This window comes from Bartonella sp. HY406 (assembly GCF_025449315.1).
Taxonomy (GTDB): Bacteria; Pseudomonadota; Alphaproteobacteria; order Rhizobiales; family Rhizobiaceae; genus HY038.
Genome location: NZ_CP104893.1, coordinates 1666885 through 1691915, shown reverse-complemented (window position 1 = coordinate 1691915; position 25031 = coordinate 1666885). Strand labels below are relative to the sequence as shown.

At 39.5% G+C, this 25031-nt stretch carries 21 protein-coding genes and 1 tRNA gene; 18 read left to right on the top strand and 4 right to left on the bottom strand.

Annotated features, from left to right (window positions below; translation table 11 throughout):
• Positions 1-16 precede the first annotated feature (16 nt).
• The 4 genes from N6B01_RS07145 to cysN all read left to right on the top strand — a co-directional run bounded on the left by N6B01_RS07145 (position 17) and on the right by cysN (position 4361).
• Positions 17-628 (top strand): hypothetical protein, encoded by a 612-nt coding sequence (locus N6B01_RS07145; RefSeq protein WP_262078092.1) that lies wholly within the window; start codon positions 17-19, stop codon positions 626-628.
• A gap of 363 nt (positions 629-991) precedes the next feature.
• Entirely contained in the window at positions 992-1765 is a 774-nt protein-coding gene (locus N6B01_RS07140) for a phosphoadenylyl-sulfate reductase (RefSeq protein ID WP_262078091.1), read from the top strand.
• A 2-nt stretch (positions 1766-1767) separates the two neighbouring features.
• Complete coding sequence (gene cysD, locus N6B01_RS07135) at positions 1768-2715, top strand: sulfate adenylyltransferase subunit CysD (protein ID WP_262078090.1); 948 nt, start codon at positions 1768-1770, stop codon at positions 2713-2715.
• Entirely contained in the window at positions 2715-4361 is a 1647-nt protein-coding gene (cysN, locus tag N6B01_RS07130; protein ID WP_262078089.1) for a sulfate adenylyltransferase subunit CysN, read from the top strand. The genes cysD and cysN overlap by 1 nt, the downstream gene beginning before the upstream one ends.
• Positions 4362-4472: 111 nt before the next feature.
• Here the strand turns inward: cysN and N6B01_RS07125 are convergent, their stop codons facing one another.
• The 4 genes from N6B01_RS07125 to N6B01_RS07110 form a co-directional block, all read right to left on the bottom strand.
• Positions 4473-5009: a hypothetical protein gene (locus N6B01_RS07125; RefSeq protein WP_262078088.1), complete on the bottom strand. Its 537-nt coding sequence runs from the start codon at positions 5007-5009 to the stop codon at positions 4473-4475.
• Between the two features lie 514 nt (positions 5010-5523).
• A complete protein-coding gene (locus N6B01_RS07120) occupies positions 5524-6147 on the bottom strand; it encodes a hypothetical protein (RefSeq protein ID WP_262078087.1) in 624 nt (207 codons plus the stop codon).
• A gap of 24 nt (positions 6148-6171) precedes the next feature.
• On the bottom strand, positions 6172-6693 hold the full coding sequence (locus N6B01_RS07115) for a hypothetical protein (RefSeq protein ID WP_262078086.1): 522 nt from the start codon (positions 6691-6693) through the stop codon (positions 6172-6174).
• A 63-nt stretch (positions 6694-6756) separates the two neighbouring features.
• Positions 6757-7389 carry a hypothetical protein gene (locus tag N6B01_RS07110; RefSeq protein WP_262078085.1) on the bottom strand — a complete coding sequence of 211 codons (633 nt, stop codon included), beginning with the start codon at positions 7387-7389 and terminating at the stop codon, positions 6757-6759.
• A gap of 294 nt (positions 7390-7683) precedes the next feature.
• Here N6B01_RS07110 and N6B01_RS07105 point away from each other — a divergent pair, with 294 nt between their 5' ends.
• The 14 genes from N6B01_RS07105 to N6B01_RS07040 all read left to right on the top strand — a co-directional run bounded on the left by N6B01_RS07105 (position 7684) and on the right by N6B01_RS07040 (position 25026).
• Complete coding sequence (locus tag N6B01_RS07105; RefSeq protein WP_262078084.1) at positions 7684-8163, top strand: hypothetical protein; 480 nt, start codon at positions 7684-7686, stop codon at positions 8161-8163.
• Positions 8164-8397: 234 nt separating this feature from the next.
• Positions 8398-8817 carry a SufE family protein gene (locus N6B01_RS07100; RefSeq protein WP_182419556.1) on the top strand — a complete coding sequence of 140 codons (420 nt, stop codon included), beginning with the start codon at positions 8398-8400 and terminating at the stop codon, positions 8815-8817.
• A gap of 610 nt (positions 8818-9427) precedes the next feature.
• Positions 9428-9928 (top strand): hypothetical protein, encoded by a 501-nt coding sequence (locus tag N6B01_RS07095; protein WP_182419555.1) that lies wholly within the window; start codon positions 9428-9430, stop codon positions 9926-9928.
• A gap of 226 nt (positions 9929-10154) precedes the next feature.
• A complete protein-coding gene (locus N6B01_RS07090; RefSeq protein ID WP_262078083.1) occupies positions 10155-11795 on the top strand; it encodes a Na+/H+ antiporter in 1641 nt (546 codons plus the stop codon).
• A 51-nt stretch (positions 11796-11846) separates the two neighbouring features.
• Positions 11847-12287: a hypothetical protein gene (locus tag N6B01_RS07085; RefSeq protein ID WP_262078082.1), complete on the top strand. Its 441-nt coding sequence runs from the start codon at positions 11847-11849 to the stop codon at positions 12285-12287.
• Between the two features lie 685 nt (positions 12288-12972).
• Entirely contained in the window at positions 12973-17697 is a 4725-nt protein-coding gene (gltB, locus tag N6B01_RS07080; RefSeq protein WP_262078081.1) for a glutamate synthase large subunit, read from the top strand.
• A gap of 77 nt (positions 17698-17774) precedes the next feature.
• The gene (locus N6B01_RS07075; protein WP_262078080.1) at positions 17775-19229 is read left to right on the top strand and encodes a glutamate synthase subunit beta; all 1455 of its coding nucleotides are present in this window, start codon (positions 17775-17777) and stop codon (positions 19227-19229) included.
• Between the two features lie 239 nt (positions 19230-19468).
• On the top strand, positions 19469-19612 hold the full coding sequence (locus N6B01_RS07070) for a DUF1127 domain-containing protein (protein ID WP_182419551.1): 144 nt from the start codon (positions 19469-19471) through the stop codon (positions 19610-19612).
• A 402-nt stretch (positions 19613-20014) separates the two neighbouring features.
• Positions 20015-20995 carry a DUF2971 domain-containing protein gene (locus N6B01_RS07065; RefSeq protein ID WP_262078079.1) on the top strand — a complete coding sequence of 327 codons (981 nt, stop codon included), beginning with the start codon at positions 20015-20017 and terminating at the stop codon, positions 20993-20995.
• 231 nt (positions 20996-21226) lie between these two features.
• Positions 21227-22045 carry a TrmH family RNA methyltransferase gene (locus N6B01_RS07060; protein ID WP_262078078.1) on the top strand — a complete coding sequence of 273 codons (819 nt, stop codon included), beginning with the start codon at positions 21227-21229 and terminating at the stop codon, positions 22043-22045.
• Positions 22046-22219: 174 nt separating this feature from the next.
• A tRNA-Glu gene (locus N6B01_RS07055) sits at positions 22220-22294 on the top strand.
• Positions 22295-22521: 227 nt separating this feature from the next.
• On the top strand, positions 22522-23028 hold the full coding sequence (locus tag N6B01_RS07050) for a DUF721 domain-containing protein (RefSeq protein WP_262078077.1): 507 nt from the start codon (positions 22522-22524) through the stop codon (positions 23026-23028).
• A gap of 263 nt (positions 23029-23291) precedes the next feature.
• Entirely contained in the window at positions 23292-24011 is a 720-nt protein-coding gene (locus N6B01_RS07045; protein WP_262078076.1) for a DsbA family protein, read from the top strand.
• Between the two features lie 154 nt (positions 24012-24165).
• Entirely contained in the window at positions 24166-25026 is an 861-nt protein-coding gene (locus N6B01_RS07040; protein ID WP_262078075.1) for a VOC family protein, read from the top strand.
• The last annotated feature ends 5 nt before the right edge of the window (positions 25027-25031 follow it).

Sequence of the window (25031 nt, the reverse complement as noted above, 5' to 3'; positions counted from 1 at the left end):
ATATGAGGTTACTTTTATGAATAAGATTTCGGCACTTTTTTTGACATTGCTTGGAACGGCATTAATAATGCCATCGGTTAGTTATGCAAAAATGACAATTTATACTGATCCACCAACAGCTGTTGCTCCATTGCCACCAGCGCCGCCAGTAGCACCAACACCACCTGCACAAAATCAATATCCAGTGCGCCCTGTGCAGCCTGCACCACCACCAGGTGGCAACCGTCCACAGCGCCCTATGCCGCCGCAAAATGACCGGCCGATTGTTGTGCCAGGGCCATCTGAGCCGCAATATGATAGGCCGCATCCACCGCGCCCTATGCCTCCACAATATGATCGTCCTCAATATGATAATTCTTATCCGCAGCGTCCAATGCCGCCTCAATATGATAGACCGCATCCACCGCGTCCTATGCCACCGCAAGATAGCCATGGTTATCCCTTAGACACAAGACCAAATAATCAAGGACCAAATGGTCAGGGTTATGATAGGCCAGTTTATAATCCAAATGCGCGGCCGCAATATAACCGCCCAAATTATAACCCACCACGGCCAAGGCCACAAAACCAACGGCCAGTTTACCGTGATGATGATAGGGGCTATTATGATCGCCCGTCGCTCTATTAAGAGTGGTGATGAAATAAAGTTAGTTTAAAAGTCAATTAAGGCTGGAAATAGACAAAGATTGAAAATGGTTTTGCCAATTCCAATAGTCTATTTCCAGTCTTTTATTATCTGTTACTGGTAAATATTGGGTATAATGCCTGTTATTGCCTTAATCGCTAGCCATGCTTTTCCGCAAAATGAGCCAAAATTTGCGGCTATCGTTGCATGCAGATAAAATTTATCTCAAATGCAATGAATGTAAAAATTTGTTTCGGTTGTGTGGCATTTTTTAAAAACCCTATCGGCGCAAAATAACTAGAATAAGTTTAAATTCCTGTAATCGGCGAAGAAGTGCATTTTGCTATTTTGATTGCGGGGTTGGACATGACGGAATATTTAACCAATATTGCAGGTGAACTTAATGGCAAATTCGCGCGTTTAACCGTGCTTGAACGCCTTGAAGCCGTAACTAAATCTTTTCCTAAGGGCTGTGTTTTTACCACCAGTTTTGGCCTTGAGGATCAAGTTCTTACTCATTTTATTGCACAAAACCGCCTTGCTATAAGTATTGTTACCTTGGATACGGGGCGCTTGTTTCCTCAAACCTATAGTCTTTGGCAGGAAACAGAAGAAAAATACGGTATTAGAATTAAAGCAAAGTACCCCCAAAGTGAGGGGCTAGAAGCATTAATTGATGATCAGGGCATTAATGGTTTTTATTTTTCGCCTGATATGCGCAAACAGTGCTGCTTTACCCGAAAAATCGAGCCTTTAGGCCGCGCATTAATCGGGCAGCAACTTTGGGTGACCGGTTTGCGAGGTGACCAATCTGCTGCACGTCATGATTTGGCATTTGTATCCTTTGATAGTGGTTACAATCTTATTAAAGCAAATCCGCTTTATGACATGAGCCGCAACGAGCTTGTAATGATTGCCCAGCAAAATGACATTCCGATTAATATCCTACACAAGGAAGGCTTTTTATCTATTGGCTGCGCGCCATGTACCCGCGCCATACGCGCTGGAGAGGAGGAGCGTGCCGGCCGTTGGTGGTGGGAAACTGAAACTGCCCGCGAATGTGGCTTACATGTGCAAAATAGCCATTCCTTGTCCGCAAAAAAGACCAATCAAGCCCAAGCAGCTTTTGAGAAAGTTTGACAATGTATTTAGAACAAAGCGGCAAGCCGCAAACCCCAAATAAAAACCATGCTTCTCAAAGTCATTTGCAACGCCTTGAATCGGAAGCCATTTATATCATCCGTGAAGTTGCAGCAACAGCTGATAATCCGGTAATGCTCTATTCCATTGGTAAGGACTCTGCGGTTATGCTTCATCTTGCGATGAAAGCCTTTTACCCTGGTATTCCGCCATTTCCATTGCTGCATGTGGATACAGGGTGGAAATTTCGGGAGATGATCGAGTTTCGCGATGAAACGGTAAAGCGTCTTGGTTTAAACCTTATCGTTCACAAAAATGAAGAAGGCATCAAGGCAGGAATTAATCCTTTTGATTCAGGTTCACGCATCCATACCGATGTAATGAAAACAGCAGGCTTAAAGCAGGCATTGGACAAGTATAAATTTGATGCCGCCTTTGGTGGTGCAAGGCGAGATGAGGAAAAGAGCAGAGCAAAGGAACGGGTTTTCTCGCTGCGCTCAAGCGAACACCGCTGGGATCCAAAAAAACAACGGCCAGAGCCTTGGTCATTATTTAATACGCGCAAAAATAGTGGTGAAAGTTTCCGGGTATTTCCACTATCGAATTGGACTGAAAAAGATATTTGGGATTATATTGCTTTGGAAAATATACCGGTAGTGCCGCTTTATTTTGCCAAACCTCGTCCTATTGTGCAGCGTGATGGCATGCTTATCATGCGTGATGATGAACGCATGGTTTTACACGCTGGTGAAAAGATTGAGCAATTATCGGTGCGCTTTCGCACCCTTGGCTGCTATCCATTAACGGGTGCCATACAATCAACTGCTGCAAATCTAGATGATATTCGCGAAGAAATGCGCCTATCTCGCACATCAGAACGGCAAGGCCGCGCGATTGATAAGGATGGCAATGCTTCCATGGAACAAAAAAAGCAAGAGGGGTATTTTTGATGTCGGCTGCTTTGAAAATAGATCATTCACCTTCTGATGAAGTTTCACCATCTGATGAGGTTTTAAAGTCATCGCTTGATGTTTCTTTGCCAGAGCAAATGCCGCAACAACGCTCGCTATTGCGCTTTATTACCTGCGGTTCGGTCGATGATGGGAAATCCACCTTGATTGGGCGGATTTTACACGATGCTGGCGCCATTTTTGATGACCAGCTTGAAACATTGGAGCAAGACTCGCGCAAATTTGGCAATAAGGACGATGTGTTAGATTTTGCACTTTTGGTTGATGGTCTTGCTGCCGAGCGCGAGCAGGGCATTACTATTGATGTAGCTTATCGCTATTTTTCAACGCCCAAGCGTTCCTTCATTATTGCTGATACACCCGGCCATGAAGAATATACCCGTAACATGGCAACGGGCGCATCAAGTGCGGATCTTGCTATTATTTTGGTGGATGCGCGAAAAGGCATATTGCCACAAACCAAACGCCATTCCTTTATAACCTCAATGGTTGGCATCCGCTCGGTTATTGTTGCGGTTAATAAAATGGATCTCGTTGATTATGATGAAGAAACATTTCAACGCATAGAAAAAGACTATCGGGCATTGCTGCCAAGTTTGAATTTTCAAGATATTATCTTTATTCCAATGAGTGCCAAACTTGGCGTTAATGTCACCCAAAAGGATGATAAGCTCAGCTGGTATCAAGGGCCAACGCTGCTTGATTATTTGGAAGATATCACGCCATCGACATCAAATATTAATTTTGATGAGCCGCCGCGTTTGCCCATTCAATGGGTTAATCGCCCCAATCTTGATTTTCGTGGGTTTTGCGGCACGTTAAGCAGCGGTGTTTTAAATGTCGGTGATGAGGTAAAGTCCTTGCCAAGTGGTCGTAAAAGCCGCGTTAAGGAAATTATCGCTCCATCAGGCTATGTAACCCAAGCCATAAATGGCGATGCAATAACTGTTACGCTTGAAGACGAGATTGACAGTTCGCGCGGTGACGTATTGGTGCGCCAAGATGATCCCATCCGCCCGTCTAAAACGCTTAAGGGTGAAATCCTATGGATGAGTGAAACACCATTGGAAAATGGTCGGCGGTTGATTTTAAAACTTGCCAGCAATATAACACCAGCAACCGCAGACACTATTGAGCAAAAATTTGATATTTATAGCTATAAGGGTAGCCCTAGCCAATCGCTGCAAATGAACGAAATTGGCCATATTTATATCACGGTTGAAAAGCCAGTGGTGGCAACGCCTTATAATGATAATAGGGGGCTTGGATCTTTCATTTTGATAGATGCGATAAGCAATGAAACTGTCGCCCTTGGCGTTGTGCGCAATTGCTTTGATTATAAGTTTTCAAATGATGAAACTGAAAAGGCGACAGGTACACCTACCTTATATCATCTAGCACAAATTTGGCTAAATGCGCCACTCAGTAAAGCACCTGCAATTATTTTGCTGCGTGCAATTGCTTCGCTGGTGCTTGCAGCTATTCCTTTGGCTTTTGGTGCACCAGCATTGGCTGCTTGCGCAATTTTTGCCGTTGATTTTCTATTTCGCCCATTTTTACGACTGGTTATTGATGATCATACTAAAACAGGGCAAAATGACTTTGAAGAAGGCGCTGGCATTTAAATTGATATGATTTTTAATAATTAATGAAAGGAGGCGTAATGCTCCCTTTTGTGTTTCAAATGTTTTGCGATAAAACAATAAATGCTTGAATAAGCGATATTAAAAACAATTTTATGGCAATTTTCTTAAAAAATTGGCATTTACAACCATATCAAAATAGATTGTAGGCAATAAAACCTCTGCAACACCATATAAATAATTATAAATTTTTTTCATCATATGATAAAATTCTTCATAGGTGTAATCAACAGAATATAAAAATTTATCAGGCTCAAATAATTCCGTTTTCAATACAGTTACTTTATCGCCATTATAGCTAAAATTAAAACGACAATTTTCATCCGTTTCAGCTAATTCTAAATTGTAAGAAAAATTTTCCTTTGAAATAATCTTATTAATTTCATCATAACTATCAAGAACAAAAAAGTCTAAAGCTGTCCCTGGATAATAGAATTCATCGTTTTCAAAAGGCGAGTAAAATAAGCACTTTTTTTGACGTTCTAAATATCGGCATATGTCATAAATTGCTGCGACTTCCTCACCTTTTGTTTTATATAATTCTTGATTAATATATTGGTTAGAAAATATGACCTTGTCCTGTGTTGTTATTGGTTCCAATGGTTTTATATCAAATAAAATCTTCGTCATTAAAATTTCCTTGATCCGTTTTGATATTCAAAGGATGTTTAACCTTCACTCTGTATAGGTTATTTAAAATAGTAGCAGTTTTATCATTGCTTTTAAATATCCTAATAAATTGCCGCCATGCCCAAATTTTTCATAGATAGCGGCTCTAAAGTAATACTGTAAAAGGTCTAAATCTATTGGGTTTTCTTTTACGTGTTCAAATATGATATAGGAAAGTAGTTTGGGGCTCATAATTTTTATAAATTGCCTTATAAAAAATAGTCGCAGTGAACAAATGAAATGAATAACTTGGCTAATTTGATTTTTAATTCTTTTTTCCAAGATCTATGAGCTACTAATATTATTCCATATGATGGATTTGTTAAATAATGTGGCGTGCTAAAATCAAAACCATCAGATTGTTTTTTAAATAATCAAAAGCTTCCCAATAGTCATCTTGCGCAGCCTTTTGGCTATTCGTTAGATTTCTGCTCTTATAGAAATTTCCATTTTTGTACGCGGTGTAGATCTCAATTTATTTCATTGAAAGGTAGGCTTTTCGCATTTCAATGGTCTTGCGCATTTTTTCCGTTACGACTGTTGCTCTAAAAACTGGGACGTATTTTTGTGGGCTGTTGAAGCGATTGCATTCACTAATTTGCAATCGATAGCGAAGTTGGTCTTCTTTACCTTTTATCTGCCATTCGCCATAGGTAAGGGTAACAGTAGGTCCATCAATTAAAAAGCTCGCTTGTGTCATATCCGTTTGACCTGTTTTAAAAACATAGCCAGCGTCATGAAACGAATTATTGATAGTTTGGGCTAGGATCTTAACGTCATCAAAGCTTAAGCCCAATAAAGAAAATTGTGCCATTAGCTCGACGATCTGATTATCTGCAATAGTTATCGCGCAATGGGGAGCTGTGGGCAGTGATACAATGCCTAAATCCAGTAAATGAATGACATAACCAAGTGGATTTCTCCCTAAAATATTGCCAGCACTATAAGTCGTCGATTTTTCGGCGTTTTCCTGAGTATCGTCATCATCGAATGATCGAAATTTGTCGCTTATGTGTTGAGGAGGGAGGTCATTAATAGCAAGGAAATCTTGGGTCGATTGCCGTAAAGCCGTTTTAAATATCTGGATATCCTTTGTCATATATCTTCTCTTGTTGATTAAATATCATGTCGATATCAATGGCTTAAGTTTTTGAAATGTATTGGCCTTATTTTTCTTGTCATTATAATATGAAAAGCAAATTTCATTTAAATCAAGGCAGATATTATCTTCTATTTCTTTGAAGTAATCGAGGTAGTCATCTACATGTACGTATTGATCTGTAAGTCCGCTTTGAATTGTTTCTTTTGTTGTAAAAAATTGCTGATATATAGCCATATAACGCATATAAAGAGGCTCTGGCATTTGATTGAGGTTAAAAGACCTATCAAGTTGTTTACGTTTTTCTATTCTTACCTCATCGCTTATTTCGCCTAAGTGATATTTTATTATAACATCAATATATGCCAATAGATCTTTGGGAAACAAATAAGATGTTCTTACAATCATCATTAAGAAGATGGTTTGTGCGTCATCCATCGAATAGCTTAAGTCATCTTCCGGACATTTTAAGCCATTTAAGATCGCGCCTTTAAATATAATCTCGTCTAACTCGTCGCTGTCAATATTGCTTAAATTATATTTCATATCTTTTTCTTTTGTAGCGTGTTTTTCGACTATATTTTTATAACGATATAATCAAAATTAAAATTATTCTTTTATAATATACCGATCATATCGTGTTTTATATTTCTTCAATTTTTTATGGAAATCTAATTTTTCTAAAATTTCTTCACGCGCTAGGGTTGATATTTCATAAATATTTAAAGGATCATTATTTTTAAATGTTTCGCAGCGCGCAATAGTCTCATTTATTTCAATAAGTCTTTTTTGCAAATATTCAGGATAGTCTTGATATGCAGGCATTGGGACGGGATCTAAATATGGATAAAAACTAGTTACACTCTGAAAGCTTTTATAAATAGAAGCTGATAGACATTTTATGGTTAGGCTAGTATCCTTATTGGCGAGCTTTACTATAATATGTTCTTCAAATTTTTGAACTTTAATATAGTCAATTCCATTGAGAGTTGGCGTGCCATTAATTTCCTCAACGCACTTAAACCATATATCATAATTTTCAACTTCTTCATGATTTTTATTAATTTCAAAGCCTTTGATAAGGTAAGTTCCTGCCATTGCTATATTAATGTAATATATAAAAAAAATAAAATGAGAGTTTAAGGGGTAAATACCGTTAAATGGTGAATCAACTATTTGTTTCGCATCAATAATCAGCGTGGCTTGCTTATTTGACATATTAAAATCAAAATGGGTTTGCACCCAATTTCCTCCCTTATAAAATATAACTTGTTGCCGAAAATAGGGCTATTGTTAGCTGCGGTATGATGGAACAAGCTTTATTAATTTTTGTATTCTAGGGACAGTATTTTTCTGCTTAATTGATGTAAATTTTCTATATCTAATAATAAGGCTTGCTAAAGTGAGATTGGCAAATTTACAGCTACGTTGCGCATAGTCAATATAATAATACATATGCAAATCTCTCTCTTTTTTTATTTAATATAGATATTAATTCTGTTGATAAAATTATTCTATTTAGGGAAGGTTTAATTTATGGATTTTAAGAAATTATTTGATTTTTGTAATATAGTTGCTGGCAGGCAGGGAGATCGATATTGGATTTTTCCCTGCTCATATGGCAAAGTACGTTCTGATTATTTAACAGACAAGCTTGTTCTTGAAAATGGTATTGCAATAAATTGTATTGCTTTTGGCTTTATAGAAAATTGTTTTTTCAAATATGAAAAATATAAAAATTATGGTCCCGTTGGGCAAACGCTATTTAATGGAGACGAGGTTGCCGATATTGTTGATGATATGGTGATATTAAAATCCATGTGGCAATCTAATGATTGTTTTTCTAAACAATTAAGCGAAAATTATTTACCTGCTTTTCAAGATATTAAGCTTGATTTTATTAAAAATAATTTTTTAGAGATACGGCAACATTTTCTTTTATTTCTAGATAGGTTTTTAGCCTATTTGAATAACATAATCAACAATAAGCAATATTTATGTGTTGATGGTTTGTAGTTTCAAATGAAATGGCTGTATTTATGTCTTTGTTAGGATTGCCATTATGGTTTAAGCGTTTTTGGTAATGAGCATAATGATCATATCATAGAGCTAAAAGATTGTTTAATTTTTTGATTTGCATATATATGATGCACCGGCTGCGTAATATGAATAAGCGCCGCGAAGTGTTAGTAAGATGATAGCTTGTGAGCAAGCATAACAGTAAGCGCGTAAAAAGCGAAAGAAGTGAAAATGACCGAGACAATTGATGAAATTATTGAAAACTTTTCATTCCTAACAGATTGGGAGGATCGTTATCGTTATGTCATTGAACTTGGTCATGAATTATCACCCTATCCAGAAACATCGCGTGATGATGTTCATAAGGTTCCTGGTTGTGTTAGCCAAGTTTGGCTAGACTATAAGGTTGACGGTGAAAATGATCCAGTCATGTATTTTATCGGCGATTCCGATGCGCATATTGTGCGTGGCCTTGTTTATATTTTATTGGCGTTATATTCCGGCCATAAGGCTTCAGAAATTTTAGAAATCGATGCTGAAGCATTATTGAAAAAATTGGGCTTGGATGAAAATTTAACGCCGCAACGCTCAAATGGATTGCGCTCTATGGTTGGCCGTGTCCAACAAGAAGCGCGTTTGCAACTCAAATGATTAACTAATTGCTAGGCTTTTTTCTTATTATGCACCCTATGGTTTTATTGCATAGGTAAATAGCTAGCAAAGATGATAACGTATACGGGAAAGTCATTAAAATGCTGCGTAATAAAAGCATTGCTATTGTCGTCTCGCTATACGTAAAATATGTAATAATGCTCATTGAGATGATGAATGAGCTTATAACGACTAATAGGAATTTTGTTGGATTTTTGGGTGCAGTATGGTGTTTTAGGTGCCAACAACTGTATAAGCTTTGCAGCATTGCCGCAGGCAAGCCTAATAGATAAGCGTAAATTATAATTATTATTAGAGGCTTAATAAAATCAATATAAAAATCGGGATTAATCAACGAATAAAGTGTTTCGCTTTTTATAATGCCGAATATGAAGAAAACAACAAAATAAGGTAGCGCCCCAAAAAATGGCCCAATTAGTAGATAAGTCAACATTACAATGATAAACTGTTTTTTGTCGGTTGCTTCATAGATTAAACCCATTTACTGTTTTTTCTTGTAAATTATTTATATTTAACAAATCTTTGATTGAGTAGTCATAAAATATTAATAATTTTTGCTCCGCTTGGTAAATTAAAAGAGGCAAAATTAATGACTAAAGATTTATTAATTTTAACGAAAAATCCTCTCGAGGAAATTATAAAAAAGGTTCAAGATTTATGCACTGATATTATACCTGGTGCAGTTCCATATTCTAATTATTTCGTAATTTTGGATAAAGATAATATAAAAAGAACGCTATTTCTTAGTCAAAATGATTTTGATAAATCGGTACCTGAAATTTCAATTAAGCAAGACTTCCGCGATGTTTTATATGTTTATGGAAAAAATGTTTTAAAGGATGATGTAGAACAATATTTTAGTTATTATATGGCATTATTTGGATATGGAGATACCTATTTAGCAAATAAATTTTTATGCCGTTTAGATGATGTAAATATATCAATTAACGTTCCATATATTATTGTATTTGATCAAATCAAAGACCAAGTTATTGCCAGCAATTATGAACTTGATTGGTATGATAATGAAGAAAACTATTGTGTACCGCTAGCTGAAGGATGGGAAGAAAGAGAAGAAGAAATTTTTTGAAATACTAAACTATTCAGTGTCATTCACATTTAGAAATACTCAGCTGGTATTCAAGAAACTGTGATTGAGTAGTCATAAAATATAGATGATTATAGCCCTATTGCTGACACAAGAATGATTCAAGTTTTTGCTAAATCACATTTGTCTCTATTTATTAGATGATTTATAGCTTTTTTAAATTTGAGTCTTTAGGCTGGATTAAAGTGTTGCATATTGGGGTTTAGTTGTGGAATCTGTCTTTATTGTTCTTATTCTTCTTGTTGCGGTCGTGTTAAGCAGTGGTATTTCGCGCGCTTCCCCCATTCCGATTCCCATCCCACTTATTCAAATTGCTGTTGGTTTTTTTATCGCCAGCGTTGCAGATCTTGGCGTTAAGTTAAGACCTGAATTGTTCATGTTTTTGTTTCTACCGCCTTTATTGTTTCTTGATGGTTGGCGCATTCCCAAGGAAGGTTTGCAGCGTGATAAATGGACAATTTTAGCCTTGGCACTTGGCTTGGTGGTTGCAACTGTTATTGGCGCGGGCTTTTTTATCTATTGGCTTATTCCAACAATGCCATTGGCGGTAAGCTTTGCATTGGCGGCGGTTATTTCCCCAACCGATCCAGTAGCTGTTTCAGCCATTGCAAAACGTGTAGCAGTGCCAAAACGTCTCATGCATATTTTGGAAGGTGAATCGCTTTTAAATGATGCATCAGGTCTTGTTAGCATGCGCTTTGCGCTAGACGCAGCAATGTATGGCCTTTTTTCAATTACGGTTGTTATATCAACTTTTTTATGGACGGCTGTTGGTGGCTTAGTAATTGGTGTTGCAACCACCTTTATTATTACAAAACTAACAAGTTTTTGGACACGAAAATTTGGCGATGAAGCAGGTTCCAATGTGTTGGTTAGCTTGCTTATTCCCTTTGCAGCGTATTTATTGGCAGAAGAGGCCCATACATCGGGTATTTTGTCCGCCGTTGCTGCTGGTATTTCAATGAGTTTTACCGAAGATAAGTTGAAAAACCTTGCAGCTATTCGCATACAACGAAACGCGGTTTGGAATACTGTCCAGTTTACCGCAAATGGTATTATTTTTGTATTGCTTGGCGAGCAACTGCCACAAATTATTGCCAGTGCTCATTCTGTTGTTGAGCAAGCTGGGCATGAAAATCCGCTTTGGTTGCTTTTCTATGTAGTGGCAATTAACGCAACTTTGGCGATTTTACGTTTTATCTGGGTTTGGATTTCCCTAAAATTTACCTTGGCGCGCGCCCATAAAAAGGGATTAAAGCCTTATGCACCGGGTTGGCGTTTGATTACTGCAACATCTCTTGCGGGTGTTCGTGGAACGGTTACCCTTGCGGGTGTTTTAACATTTCCTTTGTTCGTGCCAGATAATTCCCCATTTCCCGGTCGTGAACTAGCCATTTTTCTAGCAGCCGGCGTTATTTTATTATCTTTAATTGTTGCAAGTATCAGCTTGCCTTATTTATTGAATAATATCGAATTGCCACCTGAGCCATCCCATCAAAAAGAAGAAGAAAAGGCGCGCTCTAGTGCGGCAGAAGCAGCCATTAAAGCGGTTGAACAAGCCGTTCATAGCATGAGTGAAGGGCGCAATGATGCCGATCTTTATACGCTTGCTGGATCGCGAGTGATGGAGGGGTATCGTGACCGCTTGGCAGAACTTTCCGCAACCGATGAACAAGTGAATGCTAATTTGCATGCTGCTGAAATTGAGCGAAAATTACGCCTTGTTGCATTGAAAGCAGAACGTGAGGTCTATTATAATTATGGCCGCCGCCATCAATTATCTGAAGAAGCAGTTGATAAATTTATTCGTGAAGTTGATCTGCTTGAAACGCGCTTTTCAAACACGTAATTTGTAATCAATGGTTTTGTAATCGTCTTTTATGAGAAAAGGAGTGGCAAGTTGTTTAAATTCGATGTTGATCCACTTAAGAATTATCACGATGATATAAGTGTCGAAATATTACTCGATAAGCCGATTAAAATTATTGCAGATAGCTATTTTTTTGATATATTTTTTGATTATGAAGAAAAATGTAAGCATTATATTCCGCTTGCCGATCGGTTTGACATGCTTTTGAACTATTGGTTAAATAAGATTGATAGCCATTCAGACAATTTTTTTGTCTTTCAGCTTTTTGACGAATACGTCGCCGGATTTTTTAATAAGGGTAATAATTTGTATTATGGTTATACTTTGCAAATGCAGGGATGGAGTATTGACCAAAATTGTATTGACGACGTGATTAATGAGGAAAATATCATATTTACAACAAAATATGATCTTGGTTTAAGTTTTGAGCAGTTTTTGGACGATATCAAAGCATTTTTGAAAAGAAAATAAAACCGTTTTTAAAAAGATATTATAGGTGCATGGCTACGGCATTATTGTTGTTGTTTGTGCGCAATCAGAATTCTAATCAATCTGCTTTTGCGTTTGCAGTGTTCAATAATTATATTTGCAACAAACAATCAAATTTTTAAGCACATAAGCCGATTTTCAATTGATTTATGCTAATTTTTTGATCAAAAGATGCTTTTTTCCACATGTTGCATAAAAAAATTACTGCAATGACTAAAATTTGTACTGCTTATAATTTGTGCAACTTTTCTAAAAACTCATCATTAAACAATCAAAATGTGAGCGAAATTTGCACCGTGCCGTCAAAAATGCGCGCTAATCGCATAAATAATAGACGGTCTTCGAAAATATGATGATTTTTTTTGCAATAAATGCCCGCCTTTTAAGCAATAAAATTACCCAATTTGCATAAATAGTTTTCATTAAGTACTTGAAGAGTTCTAATTTTTCTGTCATTAATAGGACAGCATTGCTGTCATAAGTGACAAGAAGCATATTTGATAAGAGCAATTGGCACTTGGGGGCGAGTATTTTATCTTTTTGAATTGTAAAGAAAATTCAGCAAAGCAATAAGTTTAAGCCACTATTTTTATGAAAAGCAAGCATATGAATAATCCGTTCCTTTGAATTTTAAAAAATAGGAACATGTTTAAAGAAAGGCTTCACGATGACGCAGTTTACGCCATCCTCTTCAAATGGTTTTTCCAGTTCTGTTTTAGCCAAAACAGCACAAAAAAAAACTACGAAGCCTTTCGGTTTTCCTGATGCGCAAGGTCTTTATAATCCGATTAATGAGCGCGATGCGTGCGGTGTGGGTTTTATTGCCCATTTAAAGAACCAAAAAAGCCATAAGATTATTGAAGATGGGTTGTTTATTCTTGAAAATTTGACCCATCGTGGCGCAGTTGGTGCTGACCCATTAATGGGCGATGGTGCTGGCATATTGGTGCAAATACCAGACCGCTTTTTTCGTGAGGAAATGGCGCTGCAAGATGTAACCCTGCCGGAAGTGGGGCAATATGGTGTCGGTCATATTTTTATGCCGCAAGATGCAGCCATGCGCGCCCATATTGAAAATATCATTCGTGAAGTGATTACTGCTGAAGGGCAGCAATTTATTGCGTTTCGTGATGTGCCGGTTGATAACGCATCCCTATCTAAAGCCGCCGCAATTGTTGCGACTGAGCCAGTTCATCGTCAGGTTTTCATTGGTCGCAATGCCAATTTAACCACCCAGGATGATTTTGAACGCCGTCTATTTGTTTTGCGTAAAGTTATTTCAAACCGCATTTTTGACGAGACAGAAGGGCGCGATGATGGTTTTTATATCGCTTCGCTTTCATCTCGTACCATTGTTTATAAAGGCATGTTCCTTGCCTATCAAGTTGGTGCTTATTATAAGGATTTGAAAGATAAGCGTTTTGAAAGTGCCTTGGCCTTAGTGCACCAACGCTTTTCAACCAATACTTTTCCATCTTGGAAGCTTGCGCACCCTTTCCGTATGGTTGCCCATAATGGTGAAATTAATACTGTGCGCGGCAATGTTAACTGGATGGCGGCGCGCCAAGCATCGGTTGATTCAGAATTATTTGGCAATGATATTTCTAAGCTTTGGCCAATTTCTTATGAAGGTCAATCCGATACTGCTTGTTTTGATAATGCCTTAGAGTTTTTGGTGCAAGGTGGCTATTCCGTTGCTCATGCCATGATGATGTTAGTGCCAGAAGCTTGGGCTGGCAATGCACTTATGGGGGATGAACGGCGCGCATTTTATGAATATCATGCGGCGTTAATGGAACCTTGGGACGGACCTGCTGCGGTTATTTTTACCGATGGTCGCCAAATTGGTGCCACCCTTGATCGTAATGGTTTGCGCCCAGCGCGCTATATTGTCACCGATGATGATTTTGTCATTGCCGCTTCTGAAGCTGGAGTGCTGCCAGTAGCTGAGGAAAAAGTCGTGCGCAAATGGCGTTTGCAGCCTGGTCGCATGTTGCTGCTTGATCTTGAAGAAGGCCGCATCATTTCTGATGAGGAAGTAAAGTCTGAAATTGCAACACGTCACCCCTATCAAAAGTGGTTGGATAACACGCAGCTTATTTTGGAAGAGCTAAGTCCGGTTGAGCCGCGCTCGCTGCGCAAAGATGTGACATTGCTTAACCGCCAGCAGGTTTTTGGTTATACGCAAGAGGACACCAAGCTATTATTGTCGCCTATGGCAACCACGGGGCAAGAAGCTGTTGGTTCAATGGGAACCGATACGCCAATTTCGGCCATGTCGGAAAAGTCAAAATTGCTTTATACTTATTTTAAGCAAAACTTTGCCCAAGTGACCAATCCGCCAATTGATCCAATCCGTGAAGAATTGGTGATGAGCCTTGTGTCTTTCATTGGGCCGCGTCCTAATATTTTTGATCTTGTTGGCACATCGCGCCGCAAGCGTTTAGAAGTGCGCCAGCCTATCTTGACCAATGGTGATTTGGAAAAAATTCGCGCTATTGGCCAAACGGAAGACCGTTTTGATACCAAAACACTTGATATGACCTATGCGGCTGAAGAAGGTGCAAATGGCATGGAGGGTGCAGTTAGCCGCCTTTGTGAACGTGCCGAGGCTGCGGTGCATGGTGGCTATAACATCATTATTCTTTCTGATCGCCAAGTTGGGCCAGATCGTATTCCTATTCCAGCACTGCTCGCAACGGCATCGGTGCATCATCATCTTATCCGCCGCGGTTTACGTACCTCGGTTGGTTTAGTGGTTGAATCGGGTGAACCGCGCGAAATTCATCATTTTTGCTGTCTTGCGGGGTTTGGTGCTGAAGCAATTAATCCTTACCTCGCTTTTGATACACTCATTGATATGTATCGGCGCGGTGAATTTCCAGTAGAAGTAAGCGATGATGAAGTTGTTTATCGTTTTATTAAGTCTATTGGTAAGGGCATGCTTAAAGTTATGTCAAAAATGGGCATTTCTACCTATCAATCCTATTGTGGTGCACAAATTTTTGATGCAATTGGCCTAAAGCAATCCTTTGTTGATCGTTTTTTCACTGGTACGGCAACGACTATTGAAGGCATTGATCTTGGGGAAGTTGCCCAAGAAAGCGCGCTTCGCCATAAGGGAGCATTTGGCAATGACCCAGTATTGAAGAATTTTCTCGATGTGGGCGGTGAATATGTTTACCGTATGCGCGGTGAAGAACATGCATGGACACCCGATGCAATTGCCGAATTGCAGCACTCTGTGCGCACAACTAGCCCAGAATTGTTTAAAGCCTATTGCGAGCGTATTGATGGTGAAAGCGCAAGAAACAGAAATATTCGCGGTCTTTTCCATATTAAGCTTGCAAGCGAGCGCGGTTTAGAACCTGTTGCTCTTGATGAGGTTGAGCCTGCAATTGATATTGTAAAACGCTTTTCAACCGGTGCAATGTCCTTTGGCTCTATTTCGCGTGAAGCCCATACTACTCTTGCCATTGCCATGAACCGCATTGGCGCCAAGTCTAATACTGGCGAGGGCGGCGAGGAACCAGATCGGCTTTATCCATTGCCTGATGGTACGCCAAATCCTGAGCGTTCTGCAATCAAGCAGGTGGCATCTGGCCGCTTTGGTGTGACGACGGAATATCTTGTTAATGCTGATATGATCCAGATTAAGGTAGCGCAAGGTGCAAAGCCGGGCGAGGGCGGGCAGCTTCCCGGCCATAAGGTTGATGCAACCATTGCTAAAACCCGCCACTCGACCCCGCGCGTAGGTCTTATTTCGCCGCCGCCGCATCATGATATTTATTCGATTGAAGATTTGGCACAGCTTATTTATGACGTGAAAAATGTTAATCCTGCGGCTGATATTTCAGTAAAATTGGTGTCTGAAGTTGGGGTTGGTACGGTTGCTGCTGGTGTTGCTAAGGCAAGAGCGGATCATATTACTGTGTCTGGCTATGATGGTGGTACTGGTGCTGCACCATTAACATCACTTAAGCATGCTGGTAGCCCTTGGGAAATTGGTCTTGCTGAAACGCAGCAAACCCTTATTTTAAACGGTCTTCGTTCACGCATTGCTTTGCAAGTTGATGGTGGTTTGCGTACGGGGCGCGATGTGATTATTGGTGCTTTGCTTGGTGCTGACGAATTTGGTTTTGCTACTGCGCCACTTATCGCTGCTGGTTGCGTCATGATGCGTAAGTGCCATTTAAATACCTGCCCAGTTGGTGTTGCTACCCAAGATCCGGTTTTGCGTAAGCGCTTTAAGGGCACGCCTGAACATGTGATTAACTTTTTCTTTTTCTTGGCTGAAGAAGTACGGGGTTTCTTGGCTGCGATGGGGTATCGTCATTTAGATGATATTATTGGCCAGTCTGATCTATTGGATAAAACAGCATTAGTGGATCATTGGAAGGCTAAAGGCTTAGATTTTTCCAAAATGTTCCATATGCCAGAAGCTAAGAAAGAAGATACTTATCATACGCAATTGCAGCACCATCCGATTGATGATGTTCTTGACCGTAAATTAATCAAGCTTGCCGAGCCTGCATTGGAACGGCGCGAAAAGGTCGAAATTGAAACGATCATTCGCAATGTTGATCGCTCCGCAGGTGCTATGCTTTCAGGCGAGTTGGTAAAGCGTTATCGTCATCGCGGTCTTCCAGATAATACAATTACGGCTCGTTTTTTTGGCACGGCTGGGCAATCATTTGGTGCGTTTTTATCCAAAGGTATTACATTTGAACTTATTGGCGATGGTAATGATTATGTGGGTAAAGGCTTGTCAGGCGGCCGCATTATCATCAGACCATCAGATGATTCCAAAATCATAGCCGAGGATTCAATCATCGTCGGCAATACAGTTCTATATGGCGGCATTGAAGGTGAATGCTATTTCCGCGGTGTTGCTGGTGAGCGGTTTGCGGTGCGCAATTCTGGTGTTGCTGCTGTCGTTGAAGGCGTTGGTGATCACGGCTGTGAATATATGACTGGCGGTGTTGTGGTTGTTATTGGCCAAACAGGGCGTAACTTTGCTGCTGGCATGTCGGGCGGCGTTGCTTATGTGCTTGACGAGGCTGGAGATTTCTCACGCCGCTGCAATATGGCGATGGTTGAATTAGAACCAGTACCAGAAGAAGATGATATGCTTGAAAAGCTGCATCATCGCGGTGGCGACCTTATGCATAAGGGGCGTGTCGATGTATCGGCTAATATGACGCGTCATGACGAAGAGCGTTTGATGCAAATGATAGCTAATCATCACCATTATACTGGCTCAACGCGGGCAAAACAAATTTTGGATAATTGGGAAATTTTTAGACCCCAATTTGTAAAAGTTATGCCTGTTGAATATCGCCGTGCATTGGAAGAAATGGAAATTTTGCGTGTGGGCACAGCAGCCGAATAGACTGCTTTTAACGGGATTGCGCGGCAAATAATCGCGCAGCCCATCGCCTTATGCAGATTAAAGAAAGATAAAACATTATGGGAAAAGTTACCGGTTTTCTTGAAATTGACCGCCAGTCGCAAAAATATCAACCAGCGGCGGATCGTATTCGCCATTTTCGCGAATTTGCCATTCCATTAAGTTCAGATGAAGTAAAGAAACAGGCTGCCCGTTGTATGGATTGTGGCGTGCCTTATTGTCATGGGCCAACAGGCTGCCCTGTCCATAACCAGATCCCAGATTGGAATGATCTAACCTATAATGGTCGTTGGGAGGAAGCTATCCGCAATCTTCTCACTACCAATAATTTTCCAGAATTTACGGGCCGTATTTGCCCCGCTCCATGCGAGGAATCTTGCACGCTTAATTTGGAAGATGCGCCAGTTAATATTAAAACAATTGAACAGGCGCTTGCTGATAAGGCTTATGAACTTGGCTTTTTAGATCCGCAACCTGCGGCCATGCGGACAGGTAAAAGCGTTGCTATTATCGGTTCTGGTCCATCAGGAATGGCAGCAGCTCAACAATTGGCTCGCGCTGGTCACAATGTTGATGTTTATGAGCGTGAAAGCCGTCCAGGAGGCTTGCTGCGCTATGGTATTCCTGATTTCAAGATGGAAAAAACGTTAATTGATCGCCGTTTGGATCAATTAAAGGGCGAGGGGGTAACCTTTCATTGCGGTGTCAATATTGGTGTCAATAAGCCCGCTAAGGAGTTGCTCGATGAATATGATGCGGTCCTTTATTGCGGTGGTTCTGAAACGCCGCGCCCTGCAGGTATTCCAGGTTCAGAATTTTATGGCGTTCATGATGCTATGAATTATCTAGTCCAACAAAATCGCCGTGTTGGTCGCGAAAATATCGATTCTGTTGGCTGGCCATCGCCTGCTATTGTCGCTGACGGTATGCATGTGGTTGTTGTTGGTGGTGGTGATACCGCATCAGATTGCGTTGGGACTGCATTTCGCCAAGGTGCAGTTAAGGTAACGCAGTTGGATATTCGTCCGCAACCTCCTGAAAAAGAGGATAAGCTAGCTGTGTGGCCTTATTGGGCAACCAAAATGCGCACCTCAACTAGCCAGTCTGAAGGAGCTATTCGCGAGTTTCAGGTGGCAACGCTTGAATTTATTGGTGAAGAGGGCAATTTAACCCATGTTAAATGCTGCCATGTAGATGAAAAGCGCAAACCCATTGCTGGAACCGAGTTTTTTATCCGCGCTGACCTTGCGTTCATTGCTATTGGCTTTTCTGGTCCTTACCAAAAAGGCGTGCTTGACGAATTTGGTGATGCATTAAATATTAATGTTGACCGCCGTGGCAGTAGTTCGGTTAATGCGAATGACCGCGATTATAAAACCAGTATTGATAAGCTTTTTGCTGCAGGTGATGTACGCCGTGGTCAATCCTTGGTGGTTTGGGCTATTCGTGAAGGACGCCAAGCTGCCCACGCAATTGATAAATACCTTGTGGGGTCAACTTTATTGCCTCGTTAGGTGACTAAAAAAGCGCATCTAACCGTCTTTTTAGGTGCGCTTTGGAAAATGATAGATCGTTTTATGCGCTGAACCTCCACTTGTATTAAGGTGCTTGAGGTTTTTCTTGTTTGCTGCGTTATCTTTGCCAAATCGGTGGGGCAGCCATGCAAATTTAGCTCTACTCAAACTTGAACGATAGGCCTATATATTACTTAACAAAGCAATAAAGCATAATAAACAATATCTAGGTGATAAAAATGAATTTGGTACGCTCTTTCAATAACTGGCGTAGTTACCGTACAACGGTTAACGAGTTAAGCCGTCTTTCTAATCGTGAGCTTAATGATCTTGGCATTAATCGCGCTGAGATTCCATCAATTGCTCGTCGCGCAACACGTTAATTAAAGTTTAATTAAAGCGCTCGCTTATAAGTTGAGAGCTTGTTAAATGGAATACAAACATTAAATTGATGTTTGAGATTTTTTCAGGGCTTATCTCCTCCTCCCAAGCCTTGAAAATTTGGGAAGACCGACATCTCCTCCTCCTCCCAGTCGGTTTTCAATTCAAACACCTGCTGCACCTCCTCCCGCAGCAGGTGTTTTTTTATGCGCAAAATTTATTTTGATAGGAAGCATAATAGCGGCAGCTTTTTAAACTTGCTCAAAATATGGTGGTAATTTAAATCTTTGGCTGTTGCCGCTGTATAACAATGCTATGTTCTTGTTTAGTATATAAATTGGCTTAGTTTCTATCTAAATATAACCAAACCGAAAATTTCTATATTTGTTATAAGAGGAGGCAATATGGAAATACCAAAATCACTTTTTCGATATCGTTCATTAGCAAGTTTAGAGCTATTTGTCCGTGGGTTTGAAGCCATTCAAAATAGTTATTTATTTGGTGCATCATTTTATCAGATGAATGATCCTATGGAGGCTTTTTATAAATTTGGTTCATCTAGTGATGAACTATTAGATAAGACTATCAACTTTAAATGCGCGGATATTTATCAGATATTTCAAGATATTATAGATAAGTGGGGATTGATTTCCTTCGCAACCTGCCCCGATAACATACTAATGTGGGCCCATTATGCTGCTAGTTTTAGCGGCATATGTCTTGAGTTGGATACCCAAAAATTAATTGCTGGTGGGTTTGAGAGGGATACACTACGCGCTGTAACTTATAGTAATGATGCACTACCCAATATTAGTTTGAATAGTGTAATTGGGGGCGGTGATGTATTTCAAAATGCTATGGGAGATCGTTTGTCGCGTAAACGACTTGAATGGGCTTATGAGGATGAATGGCGCTTTATTTTGGGAGGAACTGGGCGACGATATTATTTTGATGATGCCTTAGTCCGCGTTTATTTAGGGCCAAGGATAAATATAAAATATAAAGAACAGCTAAAGAAGCTTTTCAAACGCAGACAAGTTGAGGTCATGGAGGGTATAATTGAGGGATTTCAATTGCGATTTGAGCTAAATCAACCTTTACCACCTTTAAGTAGAATTGAACGAATTGGCACCGGGTTTGGGGATTTTAAAATTTTATACGACGAAAAAGAAGAAATTAGTAAATTTTTGATTGTGCCGTTCGAGGATTTTATAACATTTTGTAAAAAATTAGCAAAGCATCCCAATTTTGTTAAGTTTGTTTATGTTGCGATGTCAACTGATTTTAATGGATCTATTTTTCTCTGGTCTGAATTTAAATTTAGAGATGGTAGTTCAAAGCCACAGAAAATTTATTTGGATGAAAATTTGAACATATTAACCTAATATCGCTTATATTGGATTTTGAATTATCGCTGTAGTTTAAAAATAATGCCTTTAAATAGATAAGGTTGTATCGCAATTTTGCGCAACTATCGCTTGCGTGATTATGTCCAAGATAAAGATCGAGGTAATGAGAATACTAAACGATTTTATTAATTACGCATTTTATCTGATGGCTTACTTAAATGTTTGTGATGTTTTACGTAATGTTTTTTATTTCCAAGGATTCGCAATTTGACGCAAATAAATTATATCGCAATCGAAAGCTCTAGTGATGCTCGTATCGCCTCCTATACAAATATCAAAGAAAGGGATCTTGTTGGTCGCAATGATCTTTTTATTGCTGAGGGGCGTGTTGTCTTAAATGTTTTATTAAACTCACCGATTTTTGAGGCACAATCGATTCTTATTGCGCAAAATCGTTTAAACGGGCTTATATCTTTATTAGAAAGCAACACAGTTCAATGTCCAATTTATGTGGCAAGCCAAGATGTTATTGATGCAATTGCAGGCTTTCACCTTCATCGCGGTATTTTAGCTATAGGTAAGCGAAAACGCCCCGCAATACTTGATGAATTTATGGAAAATTTACCAGGACAATCTTTGTTGGTGCTTTTATGTGGTATTTCTAACCATGATAATATTGGTGGTATTTTTAGAAATAGCGCGGCCTTTGGAGCTGATGGTGTTGTTTTAGATGAAACTTGTTGTGATCCGCTTTATCGCAAGGCCATCCGAGTGTCGGTTGGAGCTGCGCTTAAAGTGCCACATATTAAAAGCGGTAATATTTTTAATATCATTGATCGGGTGCAAAATGCTGGCTTTGAGGTTTTTGCTTTTAGCCCATCATCTCATCAAAAATTATTAAATAGTCAGCCGGCAAAGCGGACTGCTTTGCTATTTGGTACCGAGGGCGAGGGGCTTCCTAACCAAATATTGCAACAATTTAACACGTTAAGAATACCAATGGCCGCTGATTTCGATAGCCTAAATGTTGCAACGGCAGCAGCTATTGCCCTATCGCATTTTGCAATAGCTGAGCGCATTTTCTAGTAAAGTTATTTTAAATGCTGCTTATGGCAGATGCTGACTTGAAATCTGGCGCTTTAGCACAAAATTTTTGCAAATTTAAAAAAGATATCCACATTTTGTAAAAAAATTGAATTTTTTCTAAAATACGACTTGCGGTTTTTAAAATCTGTGTTTATAAGCGCAATCACTGCTTGGGCGCCCATCGTCTAGCGGTTAGGACGCCGCCCTTTCACGGCGGAAACAGGGGTTCGATTCCCCTTGGGCGTACCACTTAATTCTTTGTTTTACATTGGCTTATGTTATTTGCTTTTTTAAAAGCACAGCATTTGTTAACCGGCAATTGCTACTCTCCATAAAGAGTAATTTTAAATATCATTTGCACTAAAATTCTATGCTTATTTTTTTACTTATGATATGAAATATTGGCTTTAACAGATGTAAGTCGTGTTATGTCATTTGTTTTTAATTTATTATAATGCAGTAAGGTGGTTTTTAAAGTGCAGCCTGACAAACATAAAAAGTTTGGTTTTACACCTCTTGCTGATACTGCATCGCCTTTGATTGACCCATTATTACGTAAAAGGGCAGGAATTGGTATAGAACTGATTGAGGCCTGGTCGCAAATTGTTGGCGATGATATAGCAAATAACTGCTTGCCATTAAAAATTAATTGGCGGCGGCGTGTTTCCCAATATGATTCTTATGAGCCTGCAACGCTATTGGTAGCTTGTGAAGGCTTTTCTGCAATGTCCATTCAACACCAAAGCATGGAAATTATCCAAAAGGTCAATGCTTTCTTTGGCTTTCATGCGATAGATCGTTTGAAAATTGAACAAAAGCCGGTTTCGTCTTTTAAAAAGAGACAGCTTCCTCCTAAAATTATTGACAAGGCTTGTATTGCGAAAGTGGAAAAAAATACTGCGGATATTGGTTCGGACCGATTGCGCAAATGCCTCACAGAGCTTGGCTGCCACATATTATCAAAGAGTGCTAACGCAAAATAGTCACAATAAGCGCTTAATCGTACTTCAGTTTCTTTTTGCTAAATTTTTTTTAATAAAATAGCATGTGACACAATGAATAAAACTGCTAAGGTGGGTAATAGTTAGGGACACATATTAGGTTGATGGCTTTCTATTGTCCTGTTCTATTTGACAGTTAGTTTATCAACTAGTGCTTGACGCTATAGGCAAGCAAGTTAAATTGCGTTTTACAAGGCTTAGATTATTATTGGTACAAGCTTTGAATATATTTAAAGGGAAGTCATATGGCCATTATTAACACAAAAAAACATCTCCTTTCACTTGCTGCTGCAACAGCTATCTTTTTAGGTGGTGTAAGTGGTTTTGCTTTTGCACAAAGTGCAACAGAGCAGCAACATGCGCAAAAGCCATTAATCCATGTCGCTGCTGAAGAATTGCTAAAGCCAGGTGCGATGAAGGATATGGTTGAGGGTGATGAAAATGCGCCAATCACTATCGTTGAATATGCATCGTTGACTTGCAGCCATTGCGCGGATTTTGTTGTAAATACTTTGCCACAAATTCGCGAAAAATATATCAATACTGGTAAAGCACGTATCGTTTTTCGCGAATTTGCTTTTGACGAACGTGCTGCAGCAGGTTTCTTGTTAGCACGCTGCGTGCCTGAAGATCGTTATTTCCCATTCATTCAATTATTGTTTGAAAAGCAAGCCGAATGGGCATTTGTTAAAGACGCTGAAACACCACTTAAGCAGCTTGCTAAGCTTGCTGGTATTGATGATGAAAAATTCAAAGCCTGTTTAAGCGATCAGAAAGTGCTTGATGGTTTGCAGGCGAATTTAAAACGTGGCAATCAAGAATTTGGTGTCAAGGCAACGCCTACATTTTTTATCAATGGTGATCCAATTGAAGGAAGTTTAAGCTTTGACAAAATGTCAGCTATTTTAGATTCCAAACTTCAAGAACTCGGTGTGAATGACGCACCAAAGGGTGAAGCACAATAATATCTACGTAAAAAGCTAGCAGAAGCATAATTCTGCATAATATTTAAAATCCCGCTATAACACTGCTTATGGCGGGATTTTTATTTTACTAAAAATATCTATACGCTATATAATGGCGTTAGCTATTACAATCTTGTTTAAAGGGTTTTTGAGTATGACACATCCGGTTAAAGGTATTGATCATTGTTATCTTCTTGTAAATGATCTCGAAAAGGCTGCGCAAGATTACAAAAAACTTGGCTTTACGTTAAGCCCGCGTGGTTTACACTCTAGCCATATGGGAACTGCCAATTATACAATTATGCTAAGCCATGATTATTTTGAGCTGCTAGGTGTGGTGAGTGAAACACCATTAAGTGATTTGCAGCGCAGAAAGCTTTCTAGCCAAGGCGAAGGCTTACACGCTGTTGTTGGGCGTATTGACAATGCGCAACGCGCCCATGACGCTTTAATAGCGCTTGGTATTGATGTTGGCGATGTACAAAGTTTTTCAAGACCAGTTGTTATGGCGAATGGCGAGAAAGATATTGCTGCCTTTGAAACCGTAACGGTCGATCCAAAACATGTCCCCAATGGTATTTTCTTTTTATGTGAGCAAAAAACTAAAAATACAGTTTGGCAACCTCATTTGATGCAGCATGAAAATGGCGCAAAGGCGCTAGGAAAAATTTATATTGCATCTAAAGATGCCTATCATACCGCACAGGCTTATGCTTCATTATTTGCAAATAGTAGTATTGTGCAAGAAGGTGATCTGTTTAAGCTTGCAACGGGGGAAAATTCAGCGCAGTTGGTTTTCTTCCCCCCTCATGAGCTAAGCCGTATTTTTGGCCATATTAATTTTGATGATTTACCGCAACAGGCCTATGCAGGTTTTGCTATTGTAGTTGATAATCTTGGCAAGGTAAAGCAGCTATTGGAAGCGCAAAATATTGTTTGGCATGAAACGCCATATCAAACAATATATATAGATCCACAATATGCCAATGGTGCAATTTTAGAATTTGTTGAGTAATATTT